This window comes from Streptococcus cristatus (assembly GCF_003943515.1).
In the GTDB taxonomy this organism is placed as follows: Bacteria; Bacillota; Bacilli; order Lactobacillales; family Streptococcaceae; genus Streptococcus; species Streptococcus cristatus_D.
In genome coordinates this window covers 66,930-79,220 of record NZ_RJPT01000001.1, presented here as the reverse complement: position 1 = coordinate 79,220, position 12,291 = coordinate 66,930, and the positions used below count along the sequence as shown (strand labels likewise).

The following is a 12,291-nucleotide window of genomic DNA, read 5'->3' as shown; positions in this document are numbered from 1 at the left end:
TTAACCTTTCTTGTCACCATTAAAAATTGCAATAATTCCCACAAATATTGCTGCTGCTGTAGAAAAAGTTACAGTTACAGGAGCAGTAAGCGCAGCGGCCACTAATCCTGCAGCAAGTGCAACACCAACAGATAGCACTCCCACATTCTCTGCCACCCACTCAAGCGCATTTCCCATATGATCCACATTCCTCTGTCCAATTTCATCAGTGGCTGTCAATGTTGCGAAGTCCTGCTTCACTGTGGCTGTCTCCTTTACATAAGAAACTCGATAGCCATCTTCAGCCTTGTTCCCAACCTCAAAAGAGTGGTTCTTATAACCAAAAGTCATTGATAAACTAGGGTTAAGGTCATTAAAGTCTGAGTCTAACTTGCCTGAGGTATTAAAGCCACTGCTTAAATAAAAATCTCCAAATGCGACTTTGTTACTGTACTTATAATCATACTTGCCTTGAAAAGGATCAGTCGTCAAGCCACCAAAAGCCATATCACCAGTAACACTGGTCTTACCGTTCTTGTATTTCCCTTTAAAAGTGATAACAGAATCCTTTTTAGTTTGCGCTGTAAAAGTAATTTTACTCTTAAAATATTGAACCCCTGTGTCATAAACAGTAATTTCTTTCTCAAAAGTAACCTGATGACCTTCAAGAAAGCGAATCAACTCTTTCGGCTTCTTACCGCCATTAGAATATGAAACCAAAGAGATTGAACGGCCAAGTGTCTGTAACTCATCTTCACTCATCTTACTTAGATCAAATGTAATCTCAGGATTGTAATGCTGTAAATTATTGATTAGTTCCTGACGAAGGGTCTTATGATTCTGGTCCTGCTTCTTCTTCAGTTCAGTATCATTAAATATAGCTAATGCCTTCACATTATGATAAGGATCCTTCATGCTGACAGCTTTTCGAACTTTGCTCAGACCTGTTTCTATTGTCGAAAGAGTATCTGTTACTCCCTTCCCCAAAAGTTCCCCATTAAAACTCTGCATCGCTTTTTCAGTTGTATTCAGAGAATTAACTGCCTCACCTTTTTTACTTGCAATATCTGCACTAGAAGGATTACTCACAGAAACCATTCCTACTATAGCAGAGTAAGCTATAGATAGATCAGGATGAGCAATTAGGTTTAGAATATCTTGTGTCGGTTGCTCCACCGATTTTTTTAAACCTGCAAATTCAGATGTGTCAATAATTGCAGAAGAACTTGTCTCTTTCACTACTTCTTGGAAACGGAGAATCAGACGATCTAGTTCATTATATAAACCATTCACTAAGTCGCGATAACTCTGTAAAAGAGGAACATTATAGTTACTCAACTCAGCATTAATTGCGTCTTTAGTAGTCGAAACAAAACTTTCTGTTTGAATCAAATGATATGTACTCTTATAGGCACTAAGTAACTGATTTTCAAATGAACTTTTCGCTTTATATAAGTTCTCTCGCATTACAAGTAATTCTGTATATTTATATTTCATTCATTCTCCTCCCAGTGACGACTTTGAAAGGCATAGGAATCAACATCCAGTGCTAAAAGTTTTCGACGTAAGTTTAAAACATATTGATTCTCAATCTCATTGTTTTCTAACCCTCTAAAAAGAACCTTCTCAATCATATTCTCTGATATCACTACCGGATCCTGATTAGGAATAAGACCATTAGGCCAAAAATATCCCGTATAATCAAGATAAAACTTATTCTCAATACAAATACGTTGACCCGTAATCATCACATGAATGAGCAATTCATCATCAAACATAGAAAGAATGTCTTTAGGGAGTTTATCTTTCGAAATTTGTACAACAGTTCCTAGAGGTAAAATTTCAGTGTAAATTTTATCAATTAAAACTAGTAATCGAACAAACTCTGCCCTGGAGAAACATTGTGTTTCCCCAAGACGAGTTACAGTTACTATTTGCTCTTCAAACTGGAAATCAATCGCTGCTCCAATTGTTGGAGCATAATGATAACTAATCTTACTTTGATATAGGCAATCATTCAAGACTCGAAATAAATCTGAACGATAAATAATACTCTTTGCAATTTGATCTACCAAAGATGTGGGATGAAACCCCAGATAAGACTCTGTGAAATACTGTGTCCATAACATTTCTTGAGAAATCATCCTATTCCCCTCCTGTAAAACCTCTAGCTCCTGCCGTATCATCCTTAATTTTGTTCTCTACAGCAGAACTCATATTTCTAGTCTGATCCACCGCACAACTCTTAAATTTTTTTAGAGAACTATTTAAGCTATCAACCATAGCATTAATTTTCAAAAATGGTTGCAGATTAGTATACTCCAAAGAAGGTTTTGAGACTTCTTTCAACCCATCAATAGTAGTAGAATACTTAATAAGCTCAATAGACCATGCACTATAATCTAATTTTATTTTATCCATAGCGAGTCCCTCTATTTGTTATTTTGATTTTGCATATAAACATAATAATTTAAAGTTTTATTAGCATAACTCATACCTATAGATAAATTCGAAGCTTCAGCTGTATAAGTAGCTATTTTTTGATTAATCAAATCTATATTATTTTGAGTACTATTAATCCAAGAAGTAACAGCACCTTTCAACAATTTCACTTTACTATCAAAATCATCTCTTCTAGTACCTATAAAATTTGAAGCAGCCTTATTTTTTATAGCATCATATGTTGCTAATTGCTCTGAAACTGCTTTTTTCTTACTTTCTATCTTACTTTTATTCTGCTTCAAAACACTAATTTTTTTTAATATTTCCGTTCTTTCCCTGGACATATCTGCAATCTGGTTTTGTAAAGAATATATTTCAGAACTATAATCATAACTCATTTAAATTCTCCTTTTGAATAGCTTAAACCTACCTATTAATATATCTTTATCCATTAGCTGTAACAAGACGCAAACGGTATCCTTTTCTGCCTACAAAAAAGTTAGTTTCATCCTCAGCTACCACTGACTCATTAAAACTAGTTTGGACTTTGGAGATGTTTTGATCTTGGAATCTCGTTCCTACGCATCCCGCAGGTACATTGGTTTTTAATGCCTTATCAGCTTCTAAATACCCGACACTAATCGGTTGCTGTTCCCCAATAAATATAAAGTGTATATGAACATTACCGCTATTTCTGATAATCTTTTTAATAGCATCTTCAGTTATTTTAAAATTAAGTAAACTTCCTAATAAATGTGCTTCTGGCACAAAGATATACATAACAGAATGATTTTTGCCCCTCTGACGACTTTCAATCTCTCCCTGAATATCATTAAAGAAACTCGCTATATCATCCTTATCAATTATTCTATCAAAAATATCTATTTTTTTATAGCTATTATTCGTATTTAATAAGATTTTTTCAATATTTACTAAGTGTTGCAAACCTAATAATAAACTATTTTCTCCATATTCTAATTGTTGTGGAGTATCATATAAGTATTCAAAATAGCCATCTCTATCAGGAACAAAACCTTGCGGTTCCGTTGTCTCCTTAGCAAATCCTAATGGCAATTGGCCTTTTGACCACATATCAATTACTTTTGGATGAGCTCTAAAATGAGCCATTGTAATCTCATTTGGCAACATTGGAATTGGCTCTGGACGTACCCCCGTCCACATATTTGATATCGTCTTAATTTCCTCTTCTAACTGATAGAGGCGCTCAATATCATTGTCACCACCTGTAGGTAAATAGACCTGAATAGCATAAGGGATATCTTCTTTAATTTGAGCACGTCCGAAAATTTCTTGCTGAATGAGGGCTTCGCGACCTACTATTTCTTTAGCAGCCCCTTCATCTACCATGAAGAAGGCCATCCGTGAAGTTATATTGCTTGACATACTAATTTTAAGACTATTCGAACGAAGAACTGTTAAAATCACATAACAGCCTAAACTAGCTCCCTCACGTAGAATTCGATTAACCAAATTTTCAATTGACTCTTCTAAAGGTGTATCCTTTATAGAATCAAATCCATCAAAAATGGTTAAAACTATCGGAAGCTTTTCACCAGATTTCTGCTCATATTGAGAAAGACTTGCTACATTGTAAGCCGCAAATTTCTCCTTGCGAGCTTTCAATTCATGATCAATTCTCTTTAAGAATTTAACTAGTTTTTCTTCTTCATCAAATCTTGTCAAATCAACTACATGAGGTAACTCCTTAAGCGGTAGCAGACCATTCGTACCAAAATCAAACAAATTAACATGGACTTGTTCTGGAGTATTTAGTCGAGCAAGATTCATCACCAAGGTTTGGAGTGCAACAGACTTACCAAAACCAGGGGAACCGTAAAAGACAGTATGACCCATCTTTTCTATGTCAAAGTTAAAATTAGTTTGTCTCTGCTCAGTAGGGATATCCATCTTAGCAAAAGGAACCGCCAAAACTTTTTTATCTGTCCAATGCACATCCGTTTCTGGTGATATAATCCTTGTCTCCAATGGCTCCAGCCAAGGTCTATCTGGCATAGTAATAGAAAAATGACTAGTAAATTCAGAAATATAATTCACAAGTGCATCAAGCTCAGTGATTTCTTCAGACTCTGTAGTTGTATAATCCTCATCAATTGATAAATCCTCAGATAGCAGCTCATATTGTCCTAAATCATTAATCAGCCAAATCCGTTCATCAACCGTCTCTTTTTTATCATCTCCCTGCGGAGCATAGGCTGCACCACTCCAAGCGGATTGGAATAATTCGTATATTTCATTATTTCCAACTTGTAGATAAGCACGTCCTGGTTCTTTGATACTTGCTGCATCTGGTGTTTTTATAATTTCAGACGAATCTGATGCATCTGAAACTTTTAAGGCTAATTTAAAGCGCGAGTTAGACCATATTTGGTCATTAACAACACCTGACGGTTTTTGAGTCGCGAGGATAAGGTGAACCCCAAGAGAGCGTCCAATACGAGCAGTTGATACAAGTTCTGTCATAAATTCTGGCTCATGCTGTTTCAACTCTGCAAATTCATCACTGATAAGAAATAGATGTGGTAAAGGCCTGCTTGGAAAAGAATCCTTATCAGCAGCCAACTGTCCTTCTTTATACATTTTAGTATAACCATTGATATGGTTCACTCCAAATTGACTAAACAATCTTTGACGCTTTTGCAGTTCCGCCTTAATAGAGGCTAAAGCACGTGCACTTGAAGCCCCATCTAAATTCGTAATTGCCCCAAGCATATGAGGAAGATTTTTGAAAAGATTGGCCATTCCTCCACCTTTAAAGTCAATGGTAAGAAATCCAACATCCTCTGGACTGAAATTTACTGCTAAAGATAGAATATAGGATTGAAGAATTTCTGATTTCCCTGAACCCGTGGTTCCGGCCACGAGTCCGTGCGGCCCATGAGCTCGCTCATGAAGGTTCAACTCAACAACATCATCTTTCCCACGCAGTCCTAAAGGAACTGCCAATGTCTTTGAAGTATCAGCCCTTCGCCAATTCGAACCTAAATCTATTTCTTCTACTGTTTTAACCTTATACAGCTCTAAGAAAGAAACAGACTTAGGAATCGTATTTTTTTCAACTTCCAGGTGTTCTAAATTTGCCAATGTCCGAACGCATTGTTCGTAAGTCGGCAAAGCTGAATATGGACAAAATGTCTGAGCGCTGTAATTTCGACCGTCATTGATAATCTGCCCAGCATTCTGATTTTTATATTCAATCAATGTTGTGACTGTTTCAGGCAATAAACGCTGAGCTTCTTTTACCCAAATAACAGTAACACCAAGTTCTGTCAAATCTTTTGCAAGATATTCGTTTAAACTATGACCTAAAAGATGTGAGTCATCTAAAATGGTTAAAACATAGTGAGGCTTAAATCGTGCATCTTTCTCACCCATCTCTTTTTTTAGCTGAGAGCGCTTTTGGATAATACGATAAAAAGAATTTAAAACTGCATCACGACTTCGAGCATCATGCACAAAACCTCGAATATTTCGTTCCTGCATTTTGAAATGAGGTAAAAAACGCCATTCTGACCAATCTTTCTCATAATCATGCTCATGAACCAAATTAATAAAGTTCACATCTAAATAACTATGAAAAATTGCCAACTGCAAGAGCAAATTATAAATAGCTGTCTTGGTAACTTCTTGATTACCAATCAATCCAACCGTCGCTTGTGCAATATTGACAGTAATAGGAACCTGTCTTTGCATCTGATATTTTTGAAGAACCTTTTGTGCAAATTTAGATGACTCATCTTTACTTTGAATATCAAAATTCGTTTGCAATTGGAGCTGACTTACTTTATTACCAAGCCCAAGAGAAAGTTGCAAAAAATCCTCATTGTAATCTAAGCGTTCGTAAATACGAGAATCATACTGAGCAATCATATCTGCTAAAACTTGAATTTCTGGTTGATTATACCTTAGAATCGCTGCCTCTTCTTGATAATATCGATTTAATTCTGAAACTTGCTTAAGCAAGTATTTTTCATAATCTTCTACCCGAATACGCTCCTGCTCTTTATTATCTTTTCTTTCTTCAAAATACTGGCTCATTGTTGTACCAGCAGTTAGCAGGCTAAACCCACCCATACCAATCATCATCAACGGGTTCCCTTTGAAAACAAAACTACTAAAAGCTGTAATTGCGAACATCCCCAGTGCAGGGACAATCGCTCTTACTAATGAATTTTTGGCTGGTTTTATCGGCAAAGGAGGTTGATTAATATGAATTTTTGAACTATAAATGGAGGGATTAATCCGAGGGCTTCTGCGATACTCTGGAAAATCTTGAGGATATTCGCTTGCACACTCTTCAACTAATATTTTCTCTAGATTAAAAATAGGAATTGAGTAGAGAGAAGAAATTTTCCATTGTAACTTTCGCTTTTCAATGAAATGCTGAGCAGTAGCAATCATATCTCCTATTTCAAATGGAAATAACCCACTTTCTTCAATTAGTTTATAATTAAGATAAACTGGCTTATCACCAATTTCAATCTGTACTTGTTTATCGGAGAAAATCAAAACTGTTGAAGAACTAATCTTCAGATCAGCTTCTCCCTGACTACTGCAAATGAAAAGCTCTGTCGGAGGAAAAATATAGGTCGTAAAGATTTCTTTTTCAGACTCTAATAAAGTGACTTTTTCCTCACCAAAAACTGTCTCTCCTAACTTTAAGATATCTCCATTTCGATAAACAGTCTGGTTCTCCAATTTATATGCACTACCATTCAGTAAAATAGACTGTGAATCCATTAGATTAGCAGTGAAGAGTTCTCTCGTTTCTATTAGTAACGTGTAGAGGGGATGATACTCTTCGAAAAGTTGATCACCTAGCTGGTGATAGTATACGTTCTTATTTTCTTCCATCAACTACTCACCATTTCCTTTTGATGAAGAAGTATCTTTAGAGTGACTACTGTCATCCGTACTTTTTTCACCAATTTCTGAGGATAATTCCTTTATTTTTTTCTCATATTCACTCAATTTTTTCTGTTTCTCTGAACCATTCATATTTACATTTGACCTGACTGATTCATAAAGATTTGTATAAGCATGCAGAATAAGTTGGGTATCTCCAATATTCTGGGCTACATCCAGTGCCTTTTCAAATTTTCCACGACCCAAATAAATCCAATAATTCAAAATAGTATCATCACTAGATTCCGTAATCGTATTTAATACTGTTTCTTTTTGCTTATCACTCAAACTATCTAAACGAACATAACTAGCTGCTAGAATGTATTTCGCCTCTTTAGGTAATGAATCTACACTATAAGCCTTTAGCGATTCGACTGTCTCAGAAAAATCTTTTCTCATAAAGTTTGATTGTGCCATGATGACTGCAGATTTTAAAGGTCCATCCTTGAACATAGATTGATAAGTTGTGAAACTAAGAACCGCAGAAACAACAGCTAGAACCGAAGTAGCAATCAATAGACCTTTCCATTTTTTAGTATTGACCAAAATATTCTCTATCGAACTCTTTTTTGACAATGTATAATATTTTTCAGAAACATACTGATTGATTTCTTCCAAAGTCCTTAAGGGAATAATATCCTGAGCAATTTTATCTTTAACAGCATCTAACCCACTAACAGCCAACTCAAAATCTACTTTTGGCACTAAAATAGATACCATCAATGCTTTGTAGGATGCTAGACAAAATTCTTCATCATATATCCGTGGAGACAATAACTTCTCAATCCCTAGATGAAGCATCTTCACTTTCCCACCTAAAATAACAATATTTTCTGGATGTATATAAGGAATTTTAAAATTATTTTCTCCTAATTCTATAGAAGTCATTTTTTGGGCTAGAGCAAATCGCTCCAATTCTGTCTTTAATGATAACAACTCCTCTGTAACTGTTTTAAAATATGCAGGTATTTCATAATCTAAATACAGCGAAACATCTTCTTGTCTTATCGCAACACGACAGTATTCTTTGATAGCATCTAGCCGTTCTCTGTCATATCCTGAAGAGGAAACTTGAACAGTAACTTTATTCTCCGCCTTCAAAAAAATTAGCTTATCCCCGTCAAACATATATTACTACCCTTCCTAATTCTTCTTTCTAACCGATAATTTCTAGTATATCTCCATTACTAATAGGATAATTGGCTAAAATATCATTTCCTTCTATATGAATATGTTTATTTTTTACTTTAAACCAAAATTGATCATCAACTGGCAACCCCAGTTTTGTTCTAATCACTCTATTATTCAATATCTTCTTAAAATTTATCCAAGTTAGAGACTTTGAAACTCTAATATCTAATTCTCTCTGTTTATATTCTATTGTTATCTCTACTTTTCCTAAGTCCATGCCATTTCCTTCCTAAAAATATTCCTGCAGTAGTCATAAAAATTAAAAAAACAGTAATCAATATATTAAATACTCCTTTTCCAATTTTTTTGTTATTATGTTTAGTTACAGAAAAACCTTCAGCTAATTTATAATCTGTAAATAGTGATTTTTTTAATTGAAGTGTATCTAATCCATAAATAGAAAAACTTTTCTCTTGCTTAAAATTATTTATTTCTGCTTCTTGCAGTAACTCTTTAGTTGTCCGATTTCTTTCATCTACCGCTTTTTTTGTTCGATTTAAGAACAAGTTAGGTGCATACTTTGATTCGATTAGATTGGCATTATTATTTTCCTGAGTACCATTTGTAATAATATCTGTGTCTAGCTTTAACTTCCCATCATCTGCAAACACTAATTGAGGTAGTAACAAACAACATATAAATAGAATCTGTAATTTTGCTTTTTTTTTCATAACAAAAATAAGCGTCAAGTTTCCCTGACGCCCCTCAATTCTTTTTACAAACCAAAACTTTGCGCATCATGTTGGTCGCGTTCAGCAACAGTTTGAGCATAGTTGTTCAATTGTTGATTAATACTTACTAAAAGTTCTTCAAATTTTTGAACATGAGTATATAGTTGATTATACTGTTCGAGGTAAGCATTAAAAGCTTGACCTTTCCACTGTGATGCAATTTCACCGTTTGTTTTATTAACAGTTTGAATTGCTTGTTCAATCTGATCTTTAGCACTAGTATAAATACGTGCTTGTTCTTTTAGCTGTTCTGGGGTTAAACTAATAACTGACATAGGTGTCTCCTTTTGTGTTTTTATTACTTCTTTAATTTATCATATTTATAAGAGTTTGTCAATTTTGAAGTACAAAGTACTGCTAAAAACAGATTCCCATGTTACTTATTAAATAATTAAACTATATCTATTATTTCTTAAGTCTCTTTTCGTACCTATCCTTAGACAGTAGAATCTATTTACCACTTTATACTTCCAGTAGAAACTTTCTTTTCATTTTATATAAGGCATTAAGGCAATAGTACGCCACATCCTACCTTTTCTCATAAATCAACATCCTTATGGTATCCTATAAAATCTTTACATATTAGGCGCCTTCTAAGCTAACGTAAATAGCATATTTGTCCAACTATTCAGCATATTTGAATTATAAATACTTATTGCAACAATTATCAGGAGATAATTCCATATGAGAAATTACTTATTCTTATAAAGACTATACAATCCATTTAAACTGTCGTCTATTGTCACTACTCTCATTAAATGAATCACAATTTTATCCACATCTATTTTTGCATTTCTATCAAGCGCTATAGCTATAGAACCTATCATCTCTATAACATAGAGGTATTGTGGAGTATTTTAGTATAAACAAAAGATCCTATACGAATTATAGTCTAATTGTGNCTATAACACATTAAAAAGAATCATATGGAACTAATTAATTCATTAAGAATCCTCGATAATCCCAATAAGCAGATTTTTTTATTGATGATAATCGTAGGCAAGTCGAGGGCTACCATCTGGCAAATAAATCGTGCCACACTGGCTAAAACCGTAGCGGCGAATGGCTGCTTGCATCGGATGGTTATCCGCATGCGTATCGATGCGGAGATAGGAAATCTGCTGCAAGCAAAAGTCAAAACACAGGTAAGCCAGACCCTTGACTTGTCCATTTGAAGCGATACGGTGGATTGTACCGTAAGGCTCTGAAAAATGCCAAGCACCTTCAATCTCTTGGTAGGTCGGATCTGGTCCGATGATGAACGCAAAGATTCCAACAACTTGTCCAGCCTCTTCAAAGACATAGCAGTGACCTGCCCGAATATCTTCCTCTACCAGCTGACGATTCGGATAGGAAGCTGACCACTGATTTGGATTCCCCGTATTCCGCATAAACTCCCTAGCCTGACCAAAAATTGCTAAAATCGCTGGGATATCCTGCATTTCCGCCAAGCGAATCATGTCGCCTCCTTCCAGCCTATTACCTTATTTGACAAATTCCTCGTAGTTCCCCGTGTAATTAGCCCACTCCTTACTGAAGAATTTTTCATTGATCTGATAATTTGGAGCAGGTTGAGGATTAGACACAAAAGGATCGACAGCCTTGTCGAAAGCCAGCCAGCCATTCCAACCCATGTGGATCGTGTCCTGCATAAAGTAAGGCTTATCGCCGTCCTTAGAAAAATCAGCAATATTTGTAAAGCCTTGACTTTCCAGCTGGAACTTAATCTTCTCAACTGTCCGCTGGTACATCTCTTCACTCAATCCAGTATAGGCCATCCATTTGGCATTGACTGGTGGAATGACAAAGATGACATTCGTATGAGATTTGGCAAATTGTTCCAAAACTAGCTGCAAATCATTGTACTCAGGAGACTTTTCGTAAGACTGTTTGGATTGGAAGCCTTTGAACTTCTTGATTTTTCTAGCCAAACGCTTCTTATAAAAGTCGTTATCGATCCCTAAATCATTGTTATTAGTCTGCTTGACAGCATCTGCCGTAGCCAGTTTTTCCAATTCTTCATAGGAGAATTCATCTGGAAGACGGGAAAGCTGAGGTAAAACCTTCGTGTCATAGTTGCCATTATTACCAGCAGCAAATGTACTGAAAAAAGCATCCTCCCGCTGATAAATCCGGCTCATAGTATTAATATACTGCTGCTCAAAAGAAGTTAGTTGGCTTCCATCGGCCACTTTCCTGACAATATCCCCCATAGCAATGTTGGGATAGAGCTGCAAAAGTCGCTGGGCTGCATACTGAGCGCCTACACCACCGTCCTGCCAGCTAAGAAAACCAGCTAGCTGGTCGCTATTGAAATACTGCTGAAAAGCCGCCGCGTCATAGCCCTTTTTGGTAAACCATTGCGGAGAAACGACATAAACAGCCGTCTTATTTTCCAGCTCAGAGGTCATCTGCTGCATTCCAAAATATTGGTTGAGCGAAGCCGCCCCCCGCTGCCCTAGAAAATAAGGTCGGTAATTGCGGTCATACTTCTCAGCCAAAACAGCTGGGTGCATGCTGTCAAAGCGCAGCCATTCGCTGGAGCCAAAGTAAGGCACAAAACGGGTATCTTGATCTGTCAGGGCCGTCATTTTTTTGCTACGGCTTTTGAACGTTTCTGCTGTAAGGGTCACAGCCGCCCGCTTCTCTGTTTCCACATCATGCTTTTTCTCAAGCGGATAGAAGAAAAAGAGCAAGACGACCATGACCAAGGCGCAGAAGACTGGCCCCAGAATCAGCCAGAGTCGTTTAAGCATTACGAAGCTCCGTTACGCCTTCAACGATTTTATTGGCTGTATTCCAGTCATCGCGGCCAAATTCTGATACTGGCACACGGATGTCAAAACGGTTTTCCAGCTCAACAATCAGCTCTACTGTTCCCATACTGTCCAAAACACCAGCATCAAACAAATCCTCGTCCATCATGTCTGAAACATCTTCCATAAATAATTCGTCAATAATTTCAATTACTTCTGCTTTTACATCCATTATAGTTTCCTCGTTT

12 protein-coding genes are annotated in these 12,291 nt (G+C 36.2%); all 12 read right to left on the bottom strand.

From position 1 onward, the window contains the following. On the bottom strand, positions 1-1,476 hold the full coding sequence (locus D8791_RS00400) for a hypothetical protein (protein WP_125445891.1): 1,476 nt from the start codon (positions 1,474-1,476) through the stop codon (positions 1-3). Beyond that, positions 1,473-2,123: a DUF4176 domain-containing protein gene (locus tag D8791_RS00395; protein ID WP_125445890.1), complete on the bottom strand. Its 651-nt coding sequence runs from the start codon at positions 2,121-2,123 to the stop codon at positions 1,473-1,475. Before D8791_RS00395 ends, D8791_RS00400 begins: the two co-directional genes overlap by 4 nt. 1 nt (position 2,124) lies before the next feature. Further along, on the bottom strand, positions 2,125-2,400 hold the full coding sequence (locus D8791_RS00390) for a hypothetical protein (RefSeq protein ID WP_125445889.1): 276 nt from the start codon (positions 2,398-2,400) through the stop codon (positions 2,125-2,127). Between the two features lie 11 nt (positions 2,401-2,411). After that, positions 2,412-2,819: a YwqH-like family protein gene (locus tag D8791_RS00385; protein ID WP_125445888.1), complete on the bottom strand. Its 408-nt coding sequence runs from the start codon at positions 2,817-2,819 to the stop codon at positions 2,412-2,414. 46 nt (positions 2,820-2,865) lie between these two features. Continuing rightward, a complete protein-coding gene (essC, locus tag D8791_RS00380; protein WP_125445887.1) occupies positions 2,866-7,314 on the bottom strand; it encodes a type VII secretion protein EssC in 4,449 nt (1,482 codons plus the stop codon). A 3-nt stretch (positions 7,315-7,317) separates the two neighbouring features. Beyond that, positions 7,318-8,493 carry a type VII secretion protein EssB gene (essB, locus tag D8791_RS00375; protein ID WP_125445886.1) on the bottom strand — a complete coding sequence of 392 codons (1,176 nt, stop codon included), beginning with the start codon at positions 8,491-8,493 and terminating at the stop codon, positions 7,318-7,320. Between the two features lie 28 nt (positions 8,494-8,521). Beyond that, positions 8,522-8,773: an EsaB/YukD family protein gene (locus D8791_RS00370; RefSeq protein WP_061421942.1), complete on the bottom strand. Its 252-nt coding sequence runs from the start codon at positions 8,771-8,773 to the stop codon at positions 8,522-8,524. Next, positions 8,736-9,227, bottom strand: a complete 492-nt coding sequence (locus D8791_RS00365) for a type VII secretion EssA family protein (RefSeq protein ID WP_125445885.1) — start codon at positions 9,225-9,227, stop codon at positions 8,736-8,738. The genes D8791_RS00370 and D8791_RS00365 overlap by 38 nt, the downstream gene beginning before the upstream one ends. A gap of 44 nt (positions 9,228-9,271) precedes the next feature. Further along, a complete protein-coding gene (locus D8791_RS00360; RefSeq protein WP_061421940.1) occupies positions 9,272-9,562 on the bottom strand; it encodes a WXG100 family type VII secretion target in 291 nt (96 codons plus the stop codon). 705 nt (positions 9,563-10,267) lie between these two features. Then, on the bottom strand, positions 10,268-10,747 hold the full coding sequence (locus D8791_RS00355; protein WP_125445884.1) for a GNAT family N-acetyltransferase: 480 nt from the start codon (positions 10,745-10,747) through the stop codon (positions 10,268-10,270). A 24-nt stretch (positions 10,748-10,771) separates the two neighbouring features. Further along, complete coding sequence (dltD, locus tag D8791_RS00350) at positions 10,772-12,043, bottom strand: D-alanyl-lipoteichoic acid biosynthesis protein DltD (protein ID WP_125445883.1); 1,272 nt, start codon at positions 12,041-12,043, stop codon at positions 10,772-10,774. Next, the gene (gene dltC / locus D8791_RS00345) at positions 12,036-12,275 is read right to left on the bottom strand and encodes a D-alanine--poly(phosphoribitol) ligase subunit DltC (RefSeq protein WP_005591431.1); all 240 of its coding nucleotides are present in this window, start codon (positions 12,273-12,275) and stop codon (positions 12,036-12,038) included. Before dltC ends, dltD begins: the two co-directional genes overlap by 8 nt. Between the last annotated feature and the right edge of the window lie 16 nt (positions 12,276-12,291).

Bases quoted from the DNA above. Each gene is read 5' to 3' on its own strand.
- essB (WP_125445886.1), bottom strand. From the start codon at position 8,493: ATGTTTGACGGGGATAAGCTAATTTTTTTGAAGGCGGAGAATAAAGTT.
- dltC (WP_005591431.1), bottom strand. From the start codon at position 12,275: ATGGATGTAAAAGCAGAAGTAATTGAAATTATTGACGAATTATTTATG.
- D8791_RS00360 (WP_061421940.1), bottom strand. From the start codon at position 9,562: ATGTCAGTTATTAGTTTAACCCCAGAACAGCTAAAAGAACAAGCACGT.
- D8791_RS00355 (WP_125445884.1), bottom strand. From the start codon at position 10,747: ATGATTCGCTTGGCGGAAATGCAGGATATCCCAGCGATTTTAGCAATT.
- D8791_RS00370 (WP_061421942.1), bottom strand. From the start codon at position 8,773: ATGGACTTAGGAAAAGTAGAGATAACAATAGAATATAAACAGAGAGAA.
- D8791_RS00390 (WP_125445889.1), bottom strand. From the start codon at position 2,400: ATGGATAAAATAAAATTAGATTATAGTGCATGGTCTATTGAGCTTATT.
- D8791_RS00395 (WP_125445890.1), bottom strand. From the start codon at position 2,123: ATGATTTCTCAAGAAATGTTATGGACACAGTATTTCACAGAGTCTTAT.
- D8791_RS00385 (WP_125445888.1), bottom strand. From the start codon at position 2,819: ATGAGTTATGATTATAGTTCTGAAATATATTCTTTACAAAACCAGATT.
- dltD (WP_125445883.1), bottom strand. From the start codon at position 12,043: ATGCTTAAACGACTCTGGCTGATTCTGGGGCCAGTCTTCTGCGCCTTG.
- D8791_RS00400 (WP_125445891.1), bottom strand. From the start codon at position 1,476: ATGAAATATAAATATACAGAATTACTTGTAATGCGAGAGAACTTATAT.
- D8791_RS00365 (WP_125445885.1), bottom strand. From the start codon at position 9,227: ATGAAAAAAAAAGCAAAATTACAGATTCTATTTATATGTTGTTTGTTA.
- essC (WP_125445887.1), bottom strand. From the start codon at position 7,314: ATGGAAGAAAATAAGAACGTATACTATCACCAGCTAGGTGATCAACTT.